This is a genomic window from Bacteroides sp. DH3716P (assembly GCF_025914115.1).
Classification (GTDB): Bacteria; Bacteroidota; Bacteroidia; order Bacteroidales; family Bacteroidaceae; genus Bacteroides; species Bacteroides ovatus.
In genome coordinates this window covers 6,437,054-6,461,632 of sequence record NZ_CP083673.1, presented here as the reverse complement: position 1 = coordinate 6,461,632, position 24,579 = coordinate 6,437,054, and the positions used below count along the sequence as shown (strand labels likewise).

21 protein-coding genes and 1 pseudogene are annotated in these 24,579 nt (G+C 50.7%); all 22 read left to right on the top strand.

What is annotated here, in order from left to right:
- Nucleotides 1-1,341, top strand: a pseudogene (locus tag KQP79_RS24915) (conjugal transfer protein TraG); the annotation flags it as partial.
- A gap of 220 nt (nucleotides 1,342-1,561) precedes the next feature.
- Nucleotides 1,562-4,102, top strand: coding sequence for a hypothetical protein (locus KQP79_RS24910; protein WP_005816117.1), 2,541 nt, complete (start codon nucleotides 1,562-1,564; stop codon nucleotides 4,100-4,102).
- A gap of 14 nt (nucleotides 4,103-4,116) precedes the next feature.
- Complete coding sequence (locus tag KQP79_RS24905) at nucleotides 4,117-4,842, top strand: hypothetical protein (protein ID WP_005816118.1); 726 nt, start codon at nucleotides 4,117-4,119, stop codon at nucleotides 4,840-4,842.
- Between the two features lie 27 nt (nucleotides 4,843-4,869).
- A complete protein-coding gene (locus tag KQP79_RS24900) occupies nucleotides 4,870-5,634 on the top strand; it encodes a DUF5045 domain-containing protein (RefSeq protein WP_005816119.1) in 765 nt (254 codons plus the stop codon).
- A 43-nt stretch (nucleotides 5,635-5,677) separates the two neighbouring features.
- On the top strand, nucleotides 5,678-6,508 hold the full coding sequence (locus tag KQP79_RS24895) for a phage antirepressor (RefSeq protein ID WP_005816120.1): 831 nt from the start codon (nucleotides 5,678-5,680) through the stop codon (nucleotides 6,506-6,508).
- Between the two features lie 15 nt (nucleotides 6,509-6,523).
- On the top strand, nucleotides 6,524-6,925 hold the full coding sequence (locus KQP79_RS24890; RefSeq protein WP_005816121.1) for a hypothetical protein: 402 nt from the start codon (nucleotides 6,524-6,526) through the stop codon (nucleotides 6,923-6,925).
- A complete protein-coding gene (locus KQP79_RS24885) occupies nucleotides 6,925-8,124 on the top strand; it encodes a hypothetical protein (RefSeq protein ID WP_264386577.1) in 1,200 nt (399 codons plus the stop codon). Before KQP79_RS24890 ends, KQP79_RS24885 begins: the two co-directional genes overlap by 1 nt.
- Before the next feature lie 65 nt (nucleotides 8,125-8,189).
- A complete protein-coding gene (locus KQP79_RS24880) occupies nucleotides 8,190-8,591 on the top strand; it encodes a hypothetical protein (RefSeq protein ID WP_005816123.1) in 402 nt (133 codons plus the stop codon).
- A 3-nt stretch (nucleotides 8,592-8,594) separates the two neighbouring features.
- On the top strand, nucleotides 8,595-9,209 hold the full coding sequence (gene traK / locus KQP79_RS24875; protein WP_005816126.1) for a conjugative transposon protein TraK: 615 nt from the start codon (nucleotides 8,595-8,597) through the stop codon (nucleotides 9,207-9,209).
- A gap of 12 nt (nucleotides 9,210-9,221) precedes the next feature.
- Nucleotides 9,222-9,641 (top strand): hypothetical protein, encoded by a 420-nt coding sequence (locus tag KQP79_RS24870; RefSeq protein ID WP_005816127.1) that lies wholly within the window; start codon nucleotides 9,222-9,224, stop codon nucleotides 9,639-9,641.
- Nucleotides 9,625-10,944, top strand: a complete 1,320-nt coding sequence (gene traM, locus KQP79_RS24865) for a conjugative transposon protein TraM (RefSeq protein WP_264386576.1) — start codon at nucleotides 9,625-9,627, stop codon at nucleotides 10,942-10,944. The genes KQP79_RS24870 and traM overlap by 17 nt, the downstream gene beginning before the upstream one ends.
- 69 nt (nucleotides 10,945-11,013) lie before the next feature.
- Nucleotides 11,014-11,859, top strand: coding sequence for a conjugative transposon protein TraN (traN, locus tag KQP79_RS24860; protein ID WP_005816133.1), 846 nt, complete (start codon nucleotides 11,014-11,016; stop codon nucleotides 11,857-11,859).
- On the top strand, nucleotides 11,859-12,404 hold the full coding sequence (locus tag KQP79_RS24855) for a hypothetical protein (protein ID WP_005816135.1): 546 nt from the start codon (nucleotides 11,859-11,861) through the stop codon (nucleotides 12,402-12,404). The genes traN and KQP79_RS24855 overlap by 1 nt, the downstream gene beginning before the upstream one ends.
- An 8-nt stretch (nucleotides 12,405-12,412) precedes the next feature.
- Entirely contained in the window at nucleotides 12,413-13,066 is a 654-nt protein-coding gene (locus tag KQP79_RS24850; RefSeq protein ID WP_005816136.1) for a hypothetical protein, read from the top strand.
- 66 nt (nucleotides 13,067-13,132) lie between these two features.
- On the top strand, nucleotides 13,133-14,041 hold the full coding sequence (locus KQP79_RS24845; protein ID WP_005816138.1) for a fimbrillin family protein: 909 nt from the start codon (nucleotides 13,133-13,135) through the stop codon (nucleotides 14,039-14,041).
- A gap of 80 nt (nucleotides 14,042-14,121) precedes the next feature.
- Nucleotides 14,122-16,311 carry a type IV secretory system conjugative DNA transfer family protein gene (locus tag KQP79_RS24840; RefSeq protein WP_005816140.1) on the top strand — a complete coding sequence of 730 codons (2,190 nt, stop codon included), beginning with the start codon at nucleotides 14,122-14,124 and terminating at the stop codon, nucleotides 16,309-16,311.
- A 53-nt stretch (nucleotides 16,312-16,364) separates the two neighbouring features.
- The gene (locus KQP79_RS24835) at nucleotides 16,365-16,862 is read left to right on the top strand and encodes a hypothetical protein (protein ID WP_005816141.1); all 498 of its coding nucleotides are present in this window, start codon (nucleotides 16,365-16,367) and stop codon (nucleotides 16,860-16,862) included.
- 88 nt (nucleotides 16,863-16,950) lie between these two features.
- Nucleotides 16,951-18,159, top strand: coding sequence for a putative resistance-associated DNA invertase (locus KQP79_RS24830; protein ID WP_005816149.1), 1,209 nt, complete (start codon nucleotides 16,951-16,953; stop codon nucleotides 18,157-18,159).
- Nucleotides 18,160-18,664: 505 nt separating this feature from the next.
- On the top strand, nucleotides 18,665-19,237 hold the full coding sequence (locus KQP79_RS24825; protein ID WP_008021340.1) for a UpxY family transcription antiterminator: 573 nt from the start codon (nucleotides 18,665-18,667) through the stop codon (nucleotides 19,235-19,237).
- 98 nt (nucleotides 19,238-19,335) lie between these two features.
- Nucleotides 19,336-20,538: a GNAT family N-acetyltransferase gene (locus KQP79_RS24820; protein WP_008021343.1), complete on the top strand. Its 1,203-nt coding sequence runs from the start codon at nucleotides 19,336-19,338 to the stop codon at nucleotides 20,536-20,538.
- A 43-nt stretch (nucleotides 20,539-20,581) separates the two neighbouring features.
- Entirely contained in the window at nucleotides 20,582-21,703 is a 1,122-nt protein-coding gene (locus KQP79_RS24815; RefSeq protein ID WP_005816213.1) for an efflux RND transporter periplasmic adaptor subunit, read from the top strand.
- On the top strand, nucleotides 21,700-24,579 hold a 2,880-nt coding region (locus KQP79_RS24810), incomplete at its 3' end, for an efflux RND transporter permease subunit (RefSeq protein ID WP_264386575.1). The genes KQP79_RS24815 and KQP79_RS24810, both read left to right, overlap by 4 nt.

The window sequence follows — 24,579 nt, the reverse complement described above, 5'->3', positions numbered from 1 at the left end:
GAGTATGTGGGCGGCAAGTACATCGCCTATACGGAGGACAAGCCCATCACCATGAACCCCTTCAACATCAGCAAGCGGGAGCTGAACATTGAGAAGATAGACTTCCTGAAGAACCTGATACTGCTGATATGGAAAGGCTCGGAGACGCAGATACCCGAACTGGAGTTCCGTGTCGTGGAGCAGTTGGTGACGGAGTATTACGATTTCTATTTCAACGGTGTGCAGCCCTATCCTTCCTCACAGAAGGAGACACTGAGAAAAAACCTCTCCACCATGGAGAAGCGGCGCGGCACGGAGCTGACGCAGATACACGACAAGGTGGAGAAACTCATCAAGGGACTGGAGGAACGGCGCATGGCATTGAGCGTGAAGACCCTCTCCTTCGACTCATTCTATGAGTTCGCCTGTGAGCGTCTCGACCAGATCTGCATCGAGAACAACATCACCACCATCGACTGCGACAACTTCGCCTATATGCTCCAAAACTTCTACCGTGGCGGCAAGTACGACAAGATTCTCAACGAGAACGTGGATAGCACCTTGTTCGACGAGACCTTCATCGTCTTCGAGGTGGATGCCATCAAGGAGAACAAGCAGCTCTTCCCCATCGTGACGCTCATCATCATGGACNACGAGACCTTCATCGTCTTCGAGGTGGATGCCATCAAGGAGAACAAGCAGCTCTTCCCCATCGTGACGCTCATCATCATGGACGTGTTCCTGCAGAAGATGCGCCTGAAGAAGAACCGCAAGTGCCTTGTCATCGAGGAGGCATGGAAAGCCATCGCCTCGCCGCTGATGGCCGAGTACATCAAGTACCTATACAAGACAGCCCGAAAGTTCTGGGCGAGCGTGGGCGTAGTGACACAGGAGATACAGGACATCATCGGCAGTCCCATCGTGAAGGAAGCCATCATCAACAACTCCGACGTGGTGATGCTGCTCGACCAAAGCAAATTTCGTGAGCGATTCGACGAGATCAAGGCGATATTAGGATTGACGGATGTGGATTGCAAGAAGATATTCACTGTCAACCGCTTGGATAACAAGGAGGGAAGAAGTTTCTTCCGTGAGGTGTTTATCCGACGTGGATCGACGAGCGGAGTGTATGGTGTGGAGGAGCCGCACGAGTGCTATATGACCTACACCACCGAGCGAGCTGAGAAGGAGGCATTGAAACTCTATAAGCATGAACTGAAGTGCAGACATCAGGAGGCTATCGAGCGGTATTGCAGAGATTGGGATGCCAGTGGCATCGGGAAGTCGTTGGCATTTGCGCAGAAGGTCAATGAGGCGGGGCATGTGCTCAATTTGACGGACGATGGAGCCACTCGCCGCTGACACGGCGAGCACGGGGGCTGATTGATGGAAACGGAAATCCCGGAATAGACGTAAAGCCCAGATGCCCGAAAGCAAAACTTTCGGGAACGGTGGCTGGGTAGTATTTACGATTAGTAGTAAATACGATTAGTAGTGAATACTACCAATAGTAAATACTACAAGTAGTAAAGTAGTGGAATAGTAGAAACTGAAAGTAGTAAAAACGTAAAGTAGTGAAGCAATGAGACGTTTATACCTTATTATAATATATATGTGTCTTACACTTGTCGTGGGAAGGGTTCATGCGCAGTATTACAGCGTGAACTACGACAAGCAGATCGTTGCCGCCATGGCTGCCGCATTCGGTGCTGGAGCTATGGCAGAGAGCTATTATAACGAGCAGGTGGGCGAAATCTTGAAGCACTACAATGCCGCAGAGGTTGCCACTGCCGGCATCTTCGCTGCCAAGTTCTTGGAGCGCAAGGCATTCACCGACCTCGGCATTTGGAGCAGTAGCACGGAGAACTACTATTACCGCCGCATCCACAATATGGTGGCGAACAAGATTATGCCCAAGATATGGACGGTGGCAGGAATGATGCTGAAAAGTCCGCAGACCGCCCTCTACTGGGGCAGTTACCTGATGAAGATATGCGCCGACACAAAGTCGCTGTGTATGCAGTTTGAGAGTGTCGTGACCAACAGTAGCTTGACCTTTGCCGACATTCAGTTCTTGGAAATCAACCAAGAGATAGCCGCCATCCTCAAACTCTCGGAGATAGGCAATGTAGATTGGCAGCAGCTGTTGGATGACATCGCCAGTGTGCCCGGCAACTTCACCGTGGAGAACCTCACCGCCGACATCGAGACGCTTTACAATATGGGAGCATCGTTGGCGACGGCAGGTATCAACGGGGCATCAGGCGCACTCTTGCAGCAGAGTGCCTTCAACGACCTTTTCAATGGCAAGGTGAGTAAAATCATCGACATCTATGACAACTACCATGACCTCTATGAACAGGCAGAGAACGGCATCGGCAGCACACTCCTTAGTCTGGTGGGTGGCGAGGACAACGTGGCAGCCCTCTTCGACCTCTCCAACTACAACATCACCTCGTGGATGACAGACTATCTGAGCGAGACGCAGGGCAACTACTATACACAGCGTTGGTACATTGCCCGACGAGACCAAGGCAGCGTAAGCCTCTGTGACTACTATCCGCCGACCGATGACAACAGTATTCTGAACGGTGACCATTGGTATCGTATCAACACCTCCGACCCCAACTTCTACCCTAACAGCACGCAGCGAGAGCAGATACTGGCCAACTCGGAGAACCATGCCGGATGGAGCCGCAGCCGTGTGCAGCAGCTCAACGCCCAGAGCGACGGCTTCACCTATACGATGAACTATTGGATGTCGTCGTACATCATCAGCCGTGGCGGCAAGCAGACCAAGAAGGCCTACGCCTACGAGATACACGTTACCAAGAGCTGGAACAACGTGGAAGAGGTGTATGAGGATGTCTTCGACTCCTACAGCATGGACTTGAATACCTTCAAGCGTCAGTTGCAGGCACGTCTCTCGGAGTATAACGACAACGAGGAGGGCTATGTCTATTACATCGGCAGTGACGCACGCCGTTACTATCAAGCCACCGATGCCGCCAAACTGAAGGGCGTGGAGAGCGTGACCATCAGCGTCACCTGTTCGGACGGTGTCACCCTCGGACAGGGCAGCACGCAGTACAAGTGCCGTGAGTGCGGCGGTTCGCTCAATGCCCACAGCAAGGAATGCGCCATGAGGACAAGCGTATCAGAAAATAATCTCGACCTATCGGAACTGGACGAGAAGGAACGTGAGGCGAATAGCAAGATAGCCCTGTTGGAGGCGCAGATAAGCCAGTTGGAGACAGAGAACAGGAACCTGCTCACGCAGATAGCCAATGCCTCTGTGGAGGAAGCCCCTGCCTTGCGGCAGCAACATAATGTCAACAAGACGAAGATAGACAACCTGAAGAAGGAATTGGCGACATGGCAGCAGCAGTTGGCAGACATACAGAATGCCAAGAGCGAGGCGGCTAACGACAATGCCACCTCCACCGATGACTACTACCGCATCCCTGCCATCATGCAGGATGTGAAGTCAGCCTACAATCTCACGTGGCAAGGTGCCGGTTCGTGGAACGGCTACACCTACGTCCGAACTGCCACCATGCCCAACATCAACGGCATTATCACCTTCAAGGCGACACTGTCCATTGCAAGGAAGCCCAAGTACTTCCTTGGCATCAAGATACACCGTGCGATACTGCAAATATCGTGGGAGCTGACCTCGGAATACACCGACACACAGGTGGTGGATGTGCTGACCCTTGACCCGAATGCCTCTGACGAGGAGAAGACGAGGCAGGTGAACAGCCGTATCTCGGAGATAGCCCAGGAGTTCCCGTCGTGCAGCATCACCACAGAATATGCCAAGAGCGAGGCAACCCAGACCGCCGACAATGACGATGTAATACACCTGCTCTGGTCGAGCGACCGTCTGGAGATAGCCCGTGAAGTAGATAGCCGTATCACCAAGATTTACGCCGACTTGGTATCATTAGAAAAAATGATGCACTACAAGCGCAGCATCATTGACGTGCTGAAGGACATTCTTCCTTCAATCGACGCAGACCAAGGTCGCAGAAGGACACTCATTGAAGAGTGCTACGAGCGATGGAGAGAGAATGCAGACCCTAACAGAGGGAATGGTGAAGATAACGAGAACGAAAACTGAGGGAGGAACGGAGAATGAGACATACCATCATCATAGCTCTCCTGCTGATTACCCTCTTCCCCAATACAGCCTTGGCGCAATGGGGATTCGATGCGGTATCGGTGGAAGCATACATCAACGACCACAAGAAGCAGCGCAGCCTCTTGCTGGCACGCAGCACTTTGGAGTACAGCAATCAACTGCTGCATGAATACAGCAGTGAAGAGGTGGGCAAATACAAGGAACTGAATGTGGATTTGGACAAATACACCCGGGCCTTCGACATCATCGATGTGATGTACCAGTCGTTGCGCACGGTGCTGAACGTGAAGAGCACCTACCAGACGGTGAGCGACCGCATCAGTGACTACAAGAACCTGTTGGAGGACTTCAATGATAAGGTCATCAAGCGGAAACACATCGAACTGGCTGACACGATGCTCATCAGCATCAACAAGAAAGCCATCGACAACATATACAACGAAGGAAGCCAACTCTACCATAGCGTCAACGACCTCGTGTTGTATGCCACAGGAGCGGCAGCCTGTTCAACTTCCGACCTGCTGATGGTGTTGGACAATATCAACAATTCGTTGGACCTGATAGAAAAACATCTGAACCAAGCCTACTTCCAGACATGGCGGTATGTGCAGCTGCGCATGGGCTATTGGAAGGAGAAGGTGTATCGGACGAGGACGAAGGAAGAGATACTGGAAGATGCCTTCAGCCGATGGAAAGTGGCAGGAAAACTTGACTATTGACGGATTGTAAACAAAAGAAGAACGGACATGAAGAAGACAATGATACTCATCATGGCGGTAGCAACCACCATCAAAGCCACAGCCCAGAGCGTGACCTACAACCACGACTCCTCCAAGCAGAACCAGATAACGGTGATGGAGACAGGTGGCGGTTCTCTCACCCCTGAGTTCTATTATTGGCTGTTACATAACAACTATAAGAAGACAGCGGCAGAGAAGAACAAGTTAGGTTTCCGCACTCTTGCCGGCATCAACCTCTACAACCAAGTAGATGATGCGGAGAAGATAGACTCTGCCCTCACCAAGCGTGCTGAGGTGGAAGCCTTGAACGTAGCCGACCGACAGATAGACCTCGCCTGGCTTGCCGAAAGCAGCAAGATCAACGGTCAGTTGGACAAGATGAAGGCGAACATAGACCATATCATCCCTACAGGAGGCACCATCAACGACAAGCGTCGGTGGGAGGAACTGTACAATATGTACCAGTGTGCCGTGAAAGCCACCAAGGATGCCTATATGCCCAATGCACAGAGAAAGCGGCAGTATCTTAGCATCTATGCCGACCTGACGACACAGAACGAGACACTACTGAAATACCTTGTGCAGCTCAACACCCAAAGCCAGACTACCGCCCTCTTGGCAGCCACCAACGACCGTGTAGTACATAAAGGCAGCATCATCAGCGATGCCAAGAGCCGTTGGCAGGAAAACATGAAGGGCGTGAGGAGCTCGACAGGCACTGACGGCGATGATGCCAACAGCGGTGAGGGTGAAGAAAGTGTGAACAGATAGAAATAAGGGAAGAGAAGAAATAATCACAAAACAGCATAGAGATATGAACGATATTCAGATTTTCAACAACGAGGAATTTGGAGCAGTCCGAACCACAGGAACACCAGAGCAACCCTTGTTCTGTTTGGCTGATGTGGCAAGAGTTCTTGGACTAAAAACCAGCAAGTTGGTACAACGACTTTCGGATGATGTACTTTCAAAGTACCCCATCTCGGATAGTCTTGGAAGAGAACAGGTTACAAACTTTATCAATGAAGACGGACTGTATGATGTCATCCTTGACAGTCGCAAACCCGAAGCCAAACGTTTCCGCAAGTGGGTGACATCGGAGGTGCTCCCCTCTATCCGCAAGCATGGTGCCTATATGACACAGCAGACCATCGAGAAGGCATTGGCAGAGCCAGACTTCCTGATACGGTTAGCAGTCAATCTGAAGGAAGAACGACAAAAGCGTCTGCTTGTCGAACAGGAGTGTGAACACCAAAGGACACGCATCGTTGAGTTGGGATCCAAGGTGGATGACCTGCAACAGGAGGTGACGGAGATGAAGGACAAGGTGAGTTACCTTGACATCATCCTTGCCACGAAGAGCAGTGTCCTGGTCACACAGATAGCACAGGACTATGGCGAGTCGTCCATCCGCTTCAACCGACGTCTGAAGGAGATGAACATCCAGTATCAGCGTGGCAAGCAGTGGATTCTGTATGCCGACTACAAGGACTGCGGTTATGTGACCAGCGAGACCTACCTCATTAAACACAAGGACGGTACGGAGGATGTGCGCATGAACACCAAATGGACACAGAAAGGTCGCCGCTTCCTCTATGAGAAACTGAAGAGCGTGGGAGTCATTCCTGTTATCGAAAGAACATAAAATAAAGAAATAGCTATGGAATCAATATCAAAAATACAGTTACGTCTCTATGCCGCCAAGAGGAAAAACGGCAAGTGGCAGTTGGAGATGTCAAGGATGCCGAAGCGAATCAGCGTTATCGGCAGGACACCCATCGTTGATGAGCATTATATGCCATCTGATTTAGAGGTAGTTTCAATGTCAAAGCTTCACAAATATGTCGGAAGTTACTACGGCAAGATTGTGAAGACCCTCAAAGAGGAAGGCATCATCACCAAGGAATATGGAATGTGGAAACTGCGTGAAGACCTTCAGGACAAGGGCATTGCGGTATATGTCACAGGCAGGATGCGCTGCTTCTACCACTTCTATCTGTCATGGACACCGAAAGGCATAGAGTTTATCAAAGAGATTATCAACAATAGAACCAGGCACTGATGGCAGACAACATACTCAGCGATTTCGGCATCAACATCCTCGAAGAGGAGATTGACGATGTGATATTCCAGACCAACGAGTTCCTGACCGATGCCACCTTCACAGGCTCACAAGGGCCGTTCTGGTGGATCCTCCAAATGTGTATGGCATTGGCGGCACTGTTCTCTATCATCGTGGCGGCAAGCATGGCCTACAAGATGATGGTGAAGAACGAACCGTTGGACGTGATGAAACTGTTCAAGCCCTTGGTGGTGAGCATCATCCTCTGTTGGTGGTACCCACCTGCTGACACAGGCATGACCAACAGCGGCAGCAGCTGGTGCGTATTGGATTTTCTATCCTATATTCCCAATTGCATCGGCAGTTACACCCACGACCTCTATGAGGCAGAGGCGACCCAAATTTCCGACAAGTTTGAGGAGGTGCAGCAGTTGGTATATGTCAGGGACTCGATGTACACTGACCTCCAGGCACAGGCAGACGTGGCGCATAAGGGCACATCAGACCCCAACCTGATAGAGGCGACGATGGAGCAGACGGGCGTGGACGAAGTGACCAACATGGAGAAGGATGCCAGCAAACTGTGGTTNGCGACGATGGAGCAGACGGGCGTGGACGAAGTGACCAACATGGAGAAGGATGCCAGCAAACTGTGGTTCACCTCACTGACGGCAGGGGCCGTGGTGGGCATCGACAAGATAGTGATGCTGATAGCCCTGATCGTGTTCCGCATCGGTTGGTGGGCGACGATATACTGTCAGCAGATATTGCTCGGAATGCTCACTATATTCGGTCCAATACAATGGGCATTTTCGTTGCTGCCCAAGTGGGAAGGAGCGTGGGCGAAGTGGCTAACCCGTTATTTGACAGTTCATTTCTACGGAGCCATGCTCTACTTCGTCGGTTTCTACGTCCTGTTGCTGTTTGATATTGTGCTCTGCATACAGGTAGAGAACCTGACGGCCATCACCGCCAGTGAGCAGACGATGGCAGCCTATCTGCAAAACTCGTTCTTCTCGGCAGGCTATCTGATGGCAGCGAGCATCGTGGCGTTGAAATGCCTGAACCTCGTGCCCGACCTTGCGGCATGGATGATACCAGAGGGCGACACCGCCTTCTCAACCCGAAACTTCGGCGAGGGCGTGGCACAACAAGCCAAGATGACGGCTACGGGAACCATGGCGACCGTGATGAGATAACATGTGAGTGTGCGGTGAGTCACCGCACCTCCTATTGAAACAAATAAAAGTAACCATCAAGAAAAATGAAAGCAAAAAATGAAATTGAGCGTTGGCTCAAAGATGAGAAATTCATGGCGTTTGCCAACAAGCGTGCAAAGGAAGAGTTTTTCAATTCCGAAAACAACTACATCGACCCACAGTATGAGGAGATGGCAGAAGGCTTTGAGGATAACGACGAGTATGTAGTGCCTATGGTAGATTACCTGAGTTATCGCTTGCATCGTGCCAAAATCTACAGAAATCGACGGAGACGTGAACGTGACATCTGGTGGGTGTGGATCCAACTGAAATACGAAGGCATCTACGTAGAGGCTTGCATCAAGTATTACGCCAAACTGGTGGAAGAAGTTGAGAAGGACATATACACCATCCTGCACCGTGAATATGTGAGAATGAAGAGAAATCAGACCTCAAACAAGCAGTAACGTATGGTAATCAAGAACTTAGAAAACAAAATCAAGCTGGTGGGCATCATCTGCTCTGCGTTCCTCATGGGCTGCATCATCATCTCGGTGTCGAGCATCTGGACGGCGCGCTGCATGGTGACGGACGCGCAGCAAAAGGTGTATGTATTGGACGGCAACGTGCCCATACTGGTGAACCGCACCACGATGGAGGAAACGCTGGATGTGGAGGCAAAGAGCCATATCGAGATGTTCCACCATTACTTCTTTACGCTTGCTCCCGATGACAAGTACATCCGCTATTCGATGGAGAAGGCGATGTATTTGGTCGATGAAACTGGTTTGGCGCAGTACAATACGCTGAAGGAAAAGGGCTTTTACAACAATATCATGGGTACGAGTGCCGTGTTCAGCATCTTTTGCGACAGCATCAAGTTCAACAAGGAGAAGATGGAGTTCACCTACTACGGTAGGCAAAGGATAGAGCGAAGGAGCAATATTCTGATGCGTGAATTGGTGACGGCGGGACAGGTGAAGCGCGTGCCGAGGACGGAGAACAATCCTCATGGACTGCTCATCACGAACTGGAGAACCTTGCTCAACAAGGATATTGAGCAGAAGTCGAAGTCAAACTTCTAATATCCTAGCGGTATGAGTGTAAAAGGAATCAGACGGATGCTTGTGGGCGAGGATATGCCCGACAAGAACGACCCCAAGTACAAGAAGCGGTATGAGAAGGAGGTGGCGGCAGGGCGCAAGTTTGCCAAGACCGCGAGGATAGACCGTGCGGCGGCTAAGGTGCAAGGCTTTGCCAATGCCCACAAGACGCTGTTTCTCGTCATCGTCTTCGGCTTTGTCGCCACGTGCTTCGGCATCAACATCTACAGGATGGTGCGGTATTACGGTCATCGGACGGAGGCTGCAAGTGCCATCGAGCGGCAGGAAGGGCGCATGAAGCAGATGATGAATGCAGCCCATTGCATCACTCCTCCCGTGACGCATCGAACCAACGAGGAGAATCGAGACAAGTCAGTAACATCAAAATCAGACAGCGATGAGAATAACAGATAAGATAAACTTCCGTCAGCCGAAGTACATGCTGCCAGCCATCGTGTACATCCCGTTGATTGCCACAGGCTATTTTGTCTTTGACATGTTCAATACGGAGGTGGCGGAAACGCAGGACAAGAACCTGCAGACCACCGAGTTTCTGAACCCCAACCTGCCCGGAGCGCAGATTAAGAATGGTGACGGCATCGGTGGCAAGTATGAGAACATGGCGAAGTCGTATGGTCGCATAGCAGACTATTCGGCTGTTGATAACATTGAGCGTGACAACGAAGAAGAGAAAGAAGCGTATGAATCCAAGTACACAGAAGAAGACCTTGCGGAACTCGTCCGTCAGGCAGAAGAGAAGGACGATGCAGCCGAAGTGGCCGATGCCAAGGCGCGAGAAGCGGAAGCACTCGAAGCACTCAACAAGGCACTCGCCGAAGCGAGGCTGAGAGGACAGGCNGCCGAAGTGGCCGATGCCAAGGCGCGAGAAGCGGAAGCACTCGAAGCACTCAACAAGGCACTCGCCGAAGCGAGGCTGAGAGGACAGGCGGCAGTTGCCCCCGTGGCCCAGGATACCACACAGGCTGGGCCTCCCAAGGAGCAGATTGAGGTGAAAGGTCAGATTGCCGAGGACAGCAAGGCGGTGAAGGCACTGGACGAGGAGGACAAGGCACAGGAGGTGGTGAAGAAGGTGAAGGTGACTTCGGACTATTTCAACACCCTGACGCAGAACGAGCATGAGCCAAAGCTCATCAAGGCCATCATTGACGAGGACGTGAAGGCTACGGACGGGTCGAGGGTGCGGCTGAGACTGTTGGACGATATTGAGATTGGTGAGACCGTGGTGAAGAAAGGGTCGTACCTCTATGCCACCATGAGCGGTTTCGGTTCGCAGCGAGTGAAGGGTAGCATCAACTCCATCCTTGTGGATGACGAGCTGATAAAGGTTTCGCTTTCGCTTTATGACACGGACGGACTGGAGGGACTGTATGTCCCCGGCAGCCAGTTCCGTGAGACCACGAAAGATGTGGCGAGCGGTGCTATGCAGAGCAACATGAACATCGACCAGAGTGGAGCGAACAACAGTTTCTCGCAATGGGGAATGCAAGCCGTGACCAATGCCTACCAGAANCAGAGCAACATGAACATCGACCAGAGTGGAGCGAACAACAGTTTCTCGCAATGGGGAATGCAAGCCGTGACCAATGCCTACCAGAAGACAAGCAATGCCATCAGCAAGGCTATCAAGAAGAACAAAGTGAAGCTGAAGTATGGGACGTTTGTTTACCTTGTAAATGGGAAAGAGAAAAGGAAATAGACACTGCCCGACAACGGAATTGTCGGGAACGGTGGCTCATAGAGTATAAACATCAAAAAATCAACTAATATGAATTGTTTTCAGAAAATGAATGTCTGTGCATTGCTTTCGCTGAGCGTGCTTTCAGCCAAGGCGCAGACCACCTACATGGAGATGGAGCAGCTGACGGTCAACGACCAAGTGACCACCGTCATCACCGCCTCCGAACCCATCCGCTTTGTCGATATATCCACAGACAAGGTGGTGGGCGACCAACCCATCAACAACACCATCCGCCTGAAGCCGAAGGACAACGTGTATGCCGACGGTGAGGTGTTGGCGATAGTGACAATCGTGACGGAACGCTACCGCACGCAGTATGCACTGCTCTATACCACGAGGATGCAGGAGGCAGTAACCGATAAGGAAATAGAATGCTCGGAGCGCAATGCCTACAACAATCCCGCTGTAAGCCTGTCCACTGCCGACATGACCAAGTATGCACGTCAGATATGGTCATCGTCTGCCAAATACCGCAACGTGGCGACGAAGATGCACCGCATGGTAATGCGCCTGAACAACATCTACAGCGTGGGCGAATATTTCTTCATCGACTTCTCCGTGGAGAACAAGACCAACATCCGCTTCGACATCGACGAGATGCGCATCAAACTATCGGACAAGAAGCAGAGCAAGGCTACCAATGCGCAGATAGTGGAACTGACCCCATCTCTTGTGTTGGACGATGCGAAGACCTTCAAGTATGGCTATCGCAACGTGATTGTGGTGAAGAAGATGACCTTCCCCAACGACAAGGTGCTGACCATCGAGCTGTCGGAAAAACAGATAAGTGGACGCACCATCTCGCTCAGCATCGACTATGAGGATGTGCTGTCTGCCGATTCGTTTAACCATATACTGTTGGAGGAGGAATAATGAGAATTAGGAATGAGGAATTAGGAGTGAGGAATTGGCTTGTGCATACCTTACTCGTTGTCATCTGTTTTATGGCAAGCATGACTCCGGCAATGGCGCAGCAGAATAGCGACCGCATATCCTTGGGGTTCGGATGCCTGTATGAGCGAGGACTGGACGTGACGCTGTCCTACGAGTATGAGACGAAGTACCACAATGCGTGGGAGTATTTTGCAAACGGATATATCAAGTGGAACGAGTGCGCATCGTGCGGTCATGTCTGTCCTGAGAGTTTTTGGAACAACTACCGCAGTTATGGTTTCGGCTTTGCCTATAAGCCCTGTGTGGCAAGAGGACGCAACCACCATGGCAACATGCGCATAGGAGCATCGGCAGGTAGCGATACTGACAGGTTCTTGGGTGGCATCCACCTCGGCTATGAGCAAAACTATACACTCAGACACGGCTGGAAGCTCTTCTGGCAGGTGAAGACCGATGTGATGATCAAGGGTGAAGACCTGTTCAGAACGGGTATTGTCCTGGGTGTGAAACTTCCTGTAAAATGACTATGCGTATGAAGAAACTGTTTTCAATCTTGGCAGTTGCGGCAACGGTGTTGCTGACTGCCTGTGACGAGCATCAGGACTTTCCCGACACAGCCATGAAGGTCACCCATATCTTGACCACTGACGGCAAGGTGATGCCCTACGAAACCTACGAGCAATCGTGCAAGCAAGCCATTGCAGTGGTGTTCAACGTCAATCAGAGGGAAGAAATGGAGGGAAACGGATATGCCGTCTATCTGTGGGACATCGCTCCCGAAGCCTTTGCTGACAGTATCGGTGTGGAACAGGACACATCCTGTGACCTCACCGCCTACGACGGCAACAAGAACACTTTTGCCCTTTATGGCACGACCGATGTGAAGTCGCCTTTGGCTGAGCGTGTCTTCGACATGTGGCGTTACGGGCAAAGTGCCTATATCCCCAGTGTGGCACAGATGCGTCTGCTCTATCATGCCAAGGACATCATCAACCCATACATCCTGAAATGCGGCGGCACACCTATCCCCGATGAGGATGATGACTGTTGGTATTGGACTTCAACGGAGGTAGAAGGACAAGCGACCGCCAAGGCATGGCTTTACTCACTGGGAAGCGGTGCCATACAGGAGACTCCCAAGTGGCAGCCGCATAAGGCGAGACCCATCATCACGATTATGGATTAGCCCATATACAGACATCGAGTATCACCCGTATCATCATCAAAGTACAACAATTAAAAAAGAAAAAGCATGAAAAAGAATTTGTTTCTAATGTTGGGACTTGGAGCCATGCTCCTCACGTCCTGTGACCAAGACATCGTCAATGAGATTTACCTGCCCGGTGGCGGAGGTTCTGTGGTCGTGACCGACAGCACATCAACCAAGCAGCTTCAGGTATTCACCAATCTGGAGATGCTGCAACCTGCCGTTTCCACACGAGCCGTTGACAACCAGTGGGAACTCAATGATATGATTGGCATCTCTTCCACAGGGATGATCAACAATATGAAGTTCACCCGAAGCGGCGGCACGAATCAGTTTGTGTCAGCCAACAAGGTGTTTTTCACGGACACAGACACTCACACCTTCAATGCCTACTATCCCTATACGGCAAATCCTACCAACGACCTCATAGAGTTCCAAGTGCCGGAGGCAGCTGTACAGAGTGAGCAGAAGGTCAATGATTTTCTGTTTGCCAGTGGAGCGGCATCATACGCCAATCCGAGCCTTACATTGAACTTCACCCATCAGATGGTGCGTGTCATCATCAAGGTCTATACCTCACCAGAATACGGTTTCACCACCAATGATTTTGCAGGAAGCCTACTCACGTTCGTCGGTTATTTTGACAGCGGTACTTTCAACATCAAGACCGGAAAGGTAGAATGCAGTGACGAGTCGGTGACGACCTATTATTTCGGCGACCCACAAAGTGACCACATGGAATATACGCTTTATGTTCCTGCACAGGTTATGCCAGACATGACATTGCAACTCAGCAATGGGGAGAACTTCGTATTCCTCACAAACGACACGTGGAAAGCGGGTCATTCCTACAGCTATTCATTGAAGCCTGTACGCAACACCTTGGAGGTCATATCTGCAACTATTTCTCCGTGGACAGTAGAGTCTGAGAAGACCATCAACGGCTACGAATAAAACTCATAAGAGGATTGGAGGGTGTCCACCGTGGCATCCTTCATCTTTTCTCATTATCACCCAACATCATCGTAAAGTAAATGGAAGAAAGCAAAGAGTTACAGGGTTTTTACAAGATATTCAGGGCGGTGATTTATGTCTCCATCCTGATGGAGTTCTTCGCCTACGCACTGGAGCCGGAGCAGTTGGACTTCTTGGGCGGCGTAGTGACGGATATCCACACTCGCATCAAGCGGTGGATGATTTACCATGACGGCAACCTCGTGTATAGCAAGGTGGCTACGTTCCTGCTGATATGTATCACCTGTGTGGGAACGCGCAACAAGAAGCATCTGGAGTTTGACGCTCGCAGGCAGGTGCTCTATCCGCTGCTGTCGGGAGTGCTGCTGATTGTGCAGTCCGTATGGCTGTTCGGTCATTCGATAATGCCCTGTTTCTATACCCTCCGTTTGAACACTTGGCTCTATATGCTCACTTCCATCGTCGGTGTCGTATTGGTGCATATCGCCCTCGACAATATCTCTAAGTTCCTGAAGGAAGGGCTGCTGAAAGACCGCTTCAACTTCGAGAATGAGAGCTTTGAGCAATGCAGGGAGTTGCAGGAGAACAAGTACAGCGTGAACATCCCTATGCGCTATTATTACAAGGGCAAGTTCCGCAAGGGATGGGTGAACATCGTCAATCCGTTCCGTGGCACATGGGTTGTGGGTACTCCTGGTTCTGGTAAGACCTTCTCCATCATCGAGCCGTTTATCAGGCAGCACAGCGAGAAGGGCTTTGCCATGGTGGTGTACGACTATAAGTTTCCCACTCTCGCCACCAAACTCTACTATCATTACTTGAAGAACAAGAATGCCAAGGACAGCAAGATGCCCCATGGCATGAAGTTCAACATCATCAACTTTGTGGATGTGGAGTATTCGCGCCGTGTGAACCCCATCCAGTTGAAGTACATCAACAACCTTGCCGCAGCGAGCGAGACCGCCGAGACCCTGCTTGAATCCCTGCAAAAAGGCAAGAAGGAAGGCGGCGGTGGCAGCGACCAGTTCTTCCAGACCTCTGCCGTCAACTTCCTTGCCGCCTGCATCTATTTCTTCTGCAACTACGGCAAGGAGCCCTACGACAAGGACGGAAAGATGCTGATTGCCGAGCGGCGTGAAGACCCAAAGACGAAAAGGCTGATACCCACAGGACGGGTGTTCGACCATTCGGGCGCGGAGGTGCAGCCCGCTTATTGGTTGGGCAAGTACAGCGACATGCCACATATCCTATCGTTCCTCAATGAGAGTTATCAGACCATCTTCGAGGTACTTCAGACCGACAACGAGGTAGCCCCCTTGCTTGGCCCGTTCCAGACTGCCTTTGCCAACAAAGCCATGGAGCAGTTGGAAGGTATGATTGGCACGCTACGTGTCTATACCTCCCGTCTCGCCACCAAGGAATCTTACTGGATATTCCACAAGGACGGCGATGACTTCGACCTGAAGGTCAGTGACCCGAAGAATCCAAGTTATCTGCTCATTGCCAACGACCCCGAGATGGAGAGCATCATCGGTGCACTGAATGCCTTGATTCTCAACCGCCTTGTAACGAGGGTGAATACAGGACAGGGCAAGAACGTTCCTGTCAGCATCATCGTCGATGAGTTGCCGACCTTGTATTTCCACAAGATAGACCGACTGATAGGCACAGCCCGAAGCAACAAGGTGAGCGTGGCACTTGGCTTTCAGGAACTTCCGCAGTTGGAAGCCGATTATGGCAAGGTGGGTATGCAGAAAATCATCACCACCGTGGGCAATGTGGTGAGCGGTTCGGCAAGAGCCAAGGAAACCCTCGAATGGCTGTCGAGTGACATCTTCGGTAAAGTAGTGCAACTCAAAAAGGGCGTGACCATCGACCGTGACAAGACCTCCATCAACCTCAATGAGAATATGGACAGCCTGGTGCCTGCAAGCAAAATCTCCGATATGCCCACAGGTTGGATATGTGGACAGACCGCCCGTGACTTCGTAGTCACCAAGACCGGGATGAACGGAAGCATGAACATCCAGGAGAGCGAGGAGTTCAAGACATCCAAGTTCTACTGCAAGACCGACTTCGATATGACGGAAATAAAGAAGGAGGAATCGGAGTATGTCCCTCTCCCTAAGTTCTATAAGTTCAAGTCGAAAGAAGAGCGAGAGCGCATCCTCTACAAGAACTTCGTTCAGGTTGGGGAGGACGTGAAAGCCATGATTAAAGAGATTCAGCAGTTCCGCACTATGATGTAGTGATATTGATTAGAGTGCGGTGAGACATCGCACCTCCTATATAAAATAATGTAATGAGAAGATACATCATCGTACTATTGAGCATGTTGGCCATCTGTAGCGTGCCCTGTCAAAGCCAAACCATTGACAGGGCACTGTTTGAACGGATGGTAGCCATTACCAAACACTTCGAGGGTTGGCACGACCCAAAGACCACACCGGGCTATGTGGGCTATGGTCACCAGCTACAGAAGGGAGAGCGTTTCCCGAAAACACTGACACGTCAGCGTGCAGATTTGCTGTTACGGACAGACCTCCTCCGGCACCTGCGCCTATATGCCCGTTATGGCAGGGATGCTTATCTGCTTGCCACCCTCTCGTACCAGATTGGACCAGCCAAGTTGTTAGGCAATGGACGATACCCGAAAGCGTCCCTGCTCACCCGATTGGAACGTGGCGACAGGGACATCCTGCCACTCTATCTGAGCTATTGCAAATGGAGGGGAAAAGCAGTGGCATCCATTAGGAAACGGAGGTGGGTGGAATATCAGCTGTTGTATGCCGAGCGGTGAGGCACCATCCCTCCTATACCTGTTTGTCTGTCACTTATATTATATATAAAGGTAATAATTGCAATTTCAATGTTAAAGTCAGAGCATTATGGCATCCATCAAATTAAAGTTCAGAACATCATCTGTTCAAGAGAAAGAGGGTCGCCTGTATTATCAGGTGATACACAATCGTGTGGCACGTCAGATCCATACAGAGTACAGAATCTATTCCTCAGAGTGGGATGCGGACCATTCAAACATCATTTTGCCAACTTCCGTCACTCCACAACGTCAAGCCTATCTTCTTTCCTTGAAAGATACATTGGATGCTGACAGGAAGAAACTGCTGTTGGTCATTGCACGGTTGGACAAGGAAGGGCAGTCATATACAGCAGACACCGTCGTTGACAACTTCCATGAGGGAAAAGAATTACATGGCATTATCGGCTATACGCTGGAGTTGAACGAAAAACTGAGACGCATCGGCAAGAAGCGGATGGTAGCAAGGTACAAAACCACCCTCAACAGCCTCCAGCGTTACCTGAAAGGAGGCGATGTGCCATTGGAGGAAGTCGATGGGACAACGATACAAGGCTATGAACAGTGGCTGAAAGACAGCGGACTGTGCCGCAACACCACCTCTTTCTACATCCGCAACCTGCGCACCATCTACAATCATGCCGTAGATGACGGACTGGTCATCTCTTCCTCACCGTTCAAGCATGTATATACCGGCATCGACAAGACCGTCAAGCGGGCACTCCCCTTGGAAATCATCAAGCAACTGAAAGAGCTGGACTTGAGTCTGAACCCCCGTTTGGAGCTTGCAAGGGATATGTTCCTGTTCAGTTTCTATACCCGTGGGATGTCGTTCATCGATATGGCACAACTTACACCAAGCAATCTGCATGGCAGTACGCTCATTTACCGCCGTCAGAAGACCTCACAACAGTTGCACATCAAATGGGAACCTGCCATGCAGGAGATAGTGGCGAAGTACAAAACAGATGATTCTCCCTACCTGCTCCCTATAGCAAAAGGAGAGGGAGCCATATTCTGGAGACAGTACAAGAATGCCTATAGCCGTATCACCAAGCAGTTGAAGAAAATCGGAGAAATGATAGGCCTGTCCGTACCCCTGACCACCTACGTAGCCCGCCACTCCTGGGCAAGCATAGCCAAGAGCAAGAACGTGCCCGTATCTACTATCAGCGAGGCATTGGGGCATGACTCCGAGAAAACCACACAGATATACCTCTCCTCATTGGACACCTCTGTCGTTGACAACGCCAACAATCTCATCATCAATTCTCTTTAGGAGGTGCAGCGTCTCACTGCACCTTTATTTCAATATTTATAACTATTGTATTGCGGTGTGATACCGCAACTATAATAAAAAAGTCGGGGATTGTTGAGCAAAAAGGTGTTTCTCTCTTTAAGAGAAATATCGTTTTGCTAAACAGTTGATATTGAGGTATCATTTTATCGTAAAAGACATATTTGCTCAACAATTGCTTGACGGAAATCAACAAATTTTAGCATTTTTGTAAAAAAGTCGCTATATAATTTGGTGAATTGGAGTTATTTTCATATTTTTGCATCCCGAAGAGTTTCTCTTAAAGAGAGAAACATCTTTTGCATACCTTTTCCGACCGAATTTTTATGTCGTAAAGAGGGGCTTTGCAGGGGGTGGACTCAGAAAGATGAGAATAGATGACTATTGTAGTTGAAACACATAGAAAGTTGCTGATATACAGACCGATACGCATATCGGGATGAACCATGAGTACGTTCTTTTCTCAAAAAACACATGTCAAAACAGTATGGTGAATGTATTGGACAAGGATAAGATACTGTGGTATGTCATGCGGGCCTACAAGAACGAGAATACTGCCGAAGATCGGCTCTCTAATGAAACGTATGGCTTAGAGTATTTCATACCCAAGCAGAAAGTCCTTCGCACTGTCAAGGGCAAGAAAGTCTTTTTCATGGTACCCGTCATCCATAGTCTGGTGTTTGTGCATGCAAGTCATCAGAAGATTGTTGATTTCAAACACAATTATTATTACGACCTACAGTTTGTCACATGGAAAAGTGGCGGAGAACTTGTCTATCTGACTGTACCTGATGAAGACATGACCAACTTCATCAAGGTGTGCAAGCAGGCAGATGAAGAGGTACACTTCTACAAAATCAGCGAAATCAACAAGGAAAAAGATAAAATCAACATTGAAAAAGGTAAAAGAGTAAGGGTACATGGCGGACCGTTCGACCAGGTGGAGGGCTACTTCATAAAAGTGGCAAAAAAGAGAGGTCGGCAGCTTGTCGTCATTATTCCCGACCTACTGGCGGTTTCAGCTGAGGTGAAGCCGGAATATATTCAAATCATAGACTGAGATTATGGAAACACGAATTACCCCCCCCGAATTGATTGATACAGAGGGATTAGTACAGGACAGACCGACACAAACGGCCTATTAAAGTTAGATAGAGAATGAGTTTAATTTGGATTGTCAACATCCTGTCGGTATTCTTCCTGTGCGTGTTTTTCGCAGGAATCGTGATACCGCAGATTCTGCTCATCGCCTTCCGCAGGCGACTGTTCGACGAGCCGGACGAGCGGAAGATACATCAGTGTGTAGTGCCTCGCCTTGGCGGTATGGCCTTCAAGCCCGTAGTGTTCTTCTCCTTTGTCCTGCTTTTGGCGGTCAATGTCTCAACCGGACATGATGAGCTGCTTAAGGAAATAGGCGCAGAAGCGTTGCCATTGGCATACGCCTTCTGCGCCATCATCATGTTGTACCTTGTCGGCATTGCCGATGACCTTATCGGTGTGCGCTACCGTGCCAAGTTCTTTATCCAGATAGTCTGCGGCATCATGCTGGTGGCTGGCGGAGTGGAACTGTCCGACCTTCACGGAATGCTGTTCATCCATTCCATGCCGTCGTGGATTAGCATCCCTCTCACCGTTTTCGTTACGGTTTTCATCATCAATGCCATCAACCTCATCGACGGCATCGACGGACTGGCCTCTGGGCTGTGCAGCATTGCCTTCCTGTTCTACGGGATGACCTTCATCTGGTTCCACCAGTATCTCTATGCCATGCTTGCCTTCGCTACTTTGGGCGTACTCATACCATTTTATTATTACAAGGAAATATATATCGAAACCGAACGAATTATCATTCGAAATTTCAAACAGAAGGATGCCGAAGGGTTGTTGGAGTATCTTTCCCATCCGCGTGTGAATTGCTTTGCCGGAGACCGCCTTTGTTCCAGAGAGGCGGCATGGGCATATATGCAGTATTCCCCGAAAGACATGCTGCGCTATGCGGTGAGTCTGAAAAAAGATGACTTTATTATCGGTGACGTGTTCGCTTTGCGTGAGAATGAAGACACTTATAATGTGGGGTGGCATTTCAACAAACGTTTTGAAGGCAAAGGATTCGCTTGTGAAGCGGCAGCCGGATTGTTGGATTATCTTTTCCGAGAGGCGGGCGCACGGCGTATCTATGGATTTGTGGAAGATGACAATATCCGCTCCAAACGCTTATGCGAACGTCTTGGTATGCGCCGCGAAGGATGTTTCAAAGAGTTTGTGACATTCGTAAACAATCCTGACGGCTCCCCAAAATATGAAGATACCTGTGTTTATGCCATTCTCGAAAAAGAGTGGAATACCATCCGTCAGTGGTGACACACCAAACCTATTATGAATTAATACAAAACAAGAAGAAAATATGAACAAGCAATTCATTATCACGAATTTCGCCGCATTTGCTCTCATGCTGTTCCTGCCGACCGGATGCAGGCAGGCGGACGGCAAGCAGGATGCGGTGCAGAGTTATCGGGTCATAAAGGTCGCGGCAAGTCCGGTGGAAATCTCCGAGTCCTATTCCGCCGCCATACGCGGACGGCAGGATGTGGACATCCTGCCGCAAATATCCGGGCGCATTATCCGTCTGAAAGTGAAAGAGGGTGAACGGGTGAAGACCGGTCAAGTATTGGCTGTAATTGACCAAGTGCCCTATCGGGCGGCATTACGCACGGCGCAGGCCAATGTCAGCGCGGCACAGGCAAAAGTGGAAACGGCAAGAATCGAGCTGCGGGGCAAGCAGGCATTGTTTGACGAGAAGGTCATATCCGACTACGAGCTTTCTCTCGCCCGGAACCAACTGGCAGTGGCGTGTGCTGAACTCGAACAGGCAAAGGCACAAGAATCGGATGCACGCAACAATCTCTCCTATACGGAAATCAAAAGCCCGAGCAACGGAGTAGTAGGCACATTGCCCTATCGCATCGGTGCGCTTGTCGGTCCCAATATGGCACAGCCTTTCACGGTCGTGTCCGACAATGCGGAGATGTATGCCTATTTCTCCATTTCGGAGAATATGCTACGGCGATATTTGGCTCGCTATGGCTCGATTGACAGCATGATAGCCGGGATGCCGGAAGTGGGCCTGCAACTCAACGACGGCAGCCTGTACAAGGCGAAAGGACGTATTGAAACCGTAAGCGGCGTGGTGGATCCTGTTACCGGAACGGTACAAATCAAAGCCCTGTTCCCCAATCCCGACCGCGAACTGTTGAGTGGCAGCATCGGCAATGTCATCCTTCAAAACCCGAAAACGGAGGCCGTAACCATTCCCATGACCGCCACCGTGGAACTGCAGGACAAGATTATCGCTTACCGTCTGAAAAACGGACAGGCGGAAGCCGCCTATCTCACGGTGGACCGCCTGAACGACGGCAACCGGTTTATCGTAAAAGAAGGTCTTTCGGTCGGTGACACCATTGTCGCCGAAGGCGTGGGACTGGTGAGAGAAGGCATGAGCATAACCCCTAAAAACGAAACGAAATGAACCTGCGATTTTTTATAGACCGCCCGGTGTTTTCGGGCGTTATCTCGGTGGTGATTGTACTGTTGGGCATGATTTCCATGTTTTCCTTGCCGGTGGAACAATACCCCGACATCGCACCTCCGACCATCAACGTATTCGCAACTTATCCGGGAGCAAACGCTGAAACCGTGCAGAAGGCAGTGATAACCCCTCTGGAAGAAGCCATCAACGGAGTGGAAGACATGACCTATATGACTTCCACGGCATCGAATACGGGAGATGCTTCCATCAACATCTATTTCAAACAGGGAACCAACGCGGACATGGCGGCGGTAAACGTGCAGAACCGCGTGAACGGCGCACTGAGCCAACTTCCGGCGGAAGCCACCAAGACCGGTGTCACCACTGAAAAGCAGCAGAATGCCGAACTGATGACTTTCGCGCTCTATTCGCCCGATGACCGCTTCGACCAGACCTTCCTGAACAATTACGTGAAAATCAATGTCGAGCCGAGGCTGAAACGTATCAGCGGCGTGGGAAAGGCACAGTTGTTCGGTTCCAACTACAGCATGCGACTTTGGCTGCGTCCCGACAAGATGGCGCAATACGGGCTTATCCCCGATGACATATCCACCGTACTCGCACGACAGAACATCGAGGCCGCCACCGGCTCCTTCGGTGCCAATCATCCTACCGCCAATGAATACACGATGAAATACCGCGGACGCTTGTCCGGCGCGGAAGAGTTCGGTGAGTTGGTCATCAAGTCACTGCCGGGCGGCAATGTGCTTCGGCTGAAGGAGGTTGCCGATGTGGAACTGGGCGATGAATACTACAACTATTCCTCCGAAGTGAACGGGCATCCGGCAGCCATGATGCTCATCAACCAGAAAGCCGGGTCCAATGCTTCAAGCACCATCAAGGAGATTCACGAAGTGCTTGACGACCTTAGCCGGGACTTGCCCGAAGGGACGGAATTCGTGGTGCTTACCGATACCAACAAGTTCCTGTATGCCTCCATCCACTCTGTCCTCCGCACCTTATTGGAAGCGATACTTCTGGTCATCGTGGTGGTGTATGTGTTCTTGCAGGACATCAAGTCAACGCTTATCCCTACCATATCCATCTTCGTTTCCATCATCGGCACATTTGCCGTGATGTCCATGATTGGATTCTCCATCAACCTGCTCACCCTGTTCGCGCTTGTGCTTGCCATCGGAACCGTGGTCGATGATGCCATTGTGGTGGTGGAAGCGGTGCAGGCGAAGTTCGATGAGGGCTATCAATCAGCAGTTCTCGCGGCTGATGATGCCATGAAAGGCGTTTCGTCGGCTATCCTGACCTCTACCATAATCTTTATGGCAGTGTTTTTCCCCGTAGCCATGATGGGCGGGACTTCGGGAGCGTTCTACACGCAGTTCGGTATCACGATGGCTGTTGCCGTGGGAATCTCGGCAGTCAATGCCTTCACACTCTCACCGGCACTTTGCGCGCTGCTGCTGAAACCCTATATCGATGAGCAGGGCAACACTAAGAACAATTTTGCAGCCCGTTTCCGTAAAGCGTTCAATGCCGTCTTCGACAGTCTGAGCCGACGCTATGTACGTGGAGTGATGTTCATTATCCATCGCCGATGGCTGTTGTGGAGCATCATAGGCATTTCTTTCGGGTTGCTGGTGCTGCTGGTCAATGTCACAAAGACGGGACTTATTCCCGAAGAGGACACCGGGACGGTCATGGTGAGCATGAACACGAAGCCCGGCACATCCATGGCTCAGACAAGTAAGGTGATGGAGCGTATCAACAGCCGTCTCGACAGCATCGGCGAGATTGAATACAGCGGTGCGGTCGCCGGTTTCTCTTTCAGCGGTTCCGGTCCCTCGCAGGCGATGTATTTCGTGACACTCAAAGACTGGGAGCAGCGTAAGGGAGAGGGGCAGTCGGTCAATGATGTCATCGGAAAGATTTATGCCGCCACTTCGGATATTCCCGATGCCACGGTGTTCGCCATGTCGCCTCCGATGATTGCCGGGTACGGCATGGGAAACGGTTTCGAGCTTTATTTGCAGGACAAGGCGGGCGGAAACATCGCCGCCTTCAAGGAAGAGGCAGACAAGTTTGTCGAAGCCTTGTCGCAGCGACCCGAAATCGGCGAAGTCTATTCCTCCTTTGCCACGGATTATCCGCAATACTGGGTGGATATCGATGCCGCCAAATGCGAACAGTCGGGTGTGTCGCCCGCAGATGTGCTTTCCACATTGTCGGGCTATTATACCGGACAATATGTTTCCGACTTCAACCGGTTCTCCAAGCTCTACCATGTGACCATGCAGGCTCCGGCGGAATATCGTGTGAATGCGGAATCCCTGCACCACATGTATGTGCGTGCCACCGATGGCGGCATGTCGCCTTTGAGCCGGTTCGTGCGCCTGACCAAGACCAACGGCCCGTCAGACCTCACCCGTTTCAACCTGTTCAACGCCATCTCGATTAGCGGGTCTCCGGCTCAGGGCTACAGTTCGGGGCAGGTGCTCGAAGCCATCGGCGAGACGGCACGTGAAGTGCTTCCGTCAAATTACACATACGAGTTTGGCGGCATTTCGCGTGAGGAAAGCAAGACGACCAACAATGCCACGCTTATATTCCTGCTCTGCATGGTTCTGGTCTATCTGATTCTGTGCGCCTTGTATGAGAGCGTGTTCATACCCTTCGCGGTTCTGTTGTCGGTGCCTTGCGGACTGATGGGCAGTTTCCTGTTTGCGTGGCTCTTCGGTCTGGAGAACAACATCTACATGCAGACCGGACTTATCATGATTATAGGCCTGCTTGCCAAGACAGCGATCCTGCTTACCGAATACGCCGGTAAACGGCGGTCGGAAGGCATGACGCTGGCACAG

Coding starts and splice junctions, on each gene's coding strand:
- KQP79_RS24870 (WP_005816127.1), top strand. CDS start 9,222: ATGAGTGTAAAAGGAATCAGACGGATGCTTGTGGGCGAGGATATGCCC.
- KQP79_RS24830 (WP_005816149.1), top strand. CDS start 16,951: ATGGCATCCATCAAATTAAAGTTCAGAACATCATCTGTTCAAGAGAAA.
- KQP79_RS24835 (WP_005816141.1), top strand. CDS start 16,365: ATGAGAAGATACATCATCGTACTATTGAGCATGTTGGCCATCTGTAGC.
- KQP79_RS24815 (WP_005816213.1), top strand. CDS start 20,582: ATGAACAAGCAATTCATTATCACGAATTTCGCCGCATTTGCTCTCATG.
- traN (WP_005816133.1), top strand. CDS start 11,014: ATGAATTGTTTTCAGAAAATGAATGTCTGTGCATTGCTTTCGCTGAGC.
- KQP79_RS24840 (WP_005816140.1), top strand. CDS start 14,122: ATGGAAGAAAGCAAAGAGTTACAGGGTTTTTACAAGATATTCAGGGCG.
- KQP79_RS24850 (WP_005816136.1), top strand. CDS start 12,413: ATGAAGAAACTGTTTTCAATCTTGGCAGTTGCGGCAACGGTGTTGCTG.
- KQP79_RS24825 (WP_008021340.1), top strand. CDS start 18,665: ATGGTGAATGTATTGGACAAGGATAAGATACTGTGGTATGTCATGCGG.
- KQP79_RS24905 (WP_005816118.1), top strand. CDS start 4,117: ATGAGACATACCATCATCATAGCTCTCCTGCTGATTACCCTCTTCCCC.
- KQP79_RS24895 (WP_005816120.1), top strand. CDS start 5,678: ATGAACGATATTCAGATTTTCAACAACGAGGAATTTGGAGCAGTCCGA.
- traK (WP_005816126.1), top strand. CDS start 8,595: ATGGTAATCAAGAACTTAGAAAACAAAATCAAGCTGGTGGGCATCATC.
- KQP79_RS24900 (WP_005816119.1), top strand. CDS start 4,870: ATGAAGAAGACAATGATACTCATCATGGCGGTAGCAACCACCATCAAA.
- KQP79_RS24910 (WP_005816117.1), top strand. CDS start 1,562: ATGAGACGTTTATACCTTATTATAATATATATGTGTCTTACACTTGTC.
- KQP79_RS24890 (WP_005816121.1), top strand. CDS start 6,524: ATGGAATCAATATCAAAAATACAGTTACGTCTCTATGCCGCCAAGAGG.
- KQP79_RS24880 (WP_005816123.1), top strand. CDS start 8,190: ATGAAAGCAAAAAATGAAATTGAGCGTTGGCTCAAAGATGAGAAATTC.
- KQP79_RS24820 (WP_008021343.1), top strand. CDS start 19,336: ATGAGTTTAATTTGGATTGTCAACATCCTGTCGGTATTCTTCCTGTGC.
- KQP79_RS24845 (WP_005816138.1), top strand. CDS start 13,133: ATGAAAAAGAATTTGTTTCTAATGTTGGGACTTGGAGCCATGCTCCTC.
- KQP79_RS24855 (WP_005816135.1), top strand. CDS start 11,859: ATGAGAATTAGGAATGAGGAATTAGGAGTGAGGAATTGGCTTGTGCAT.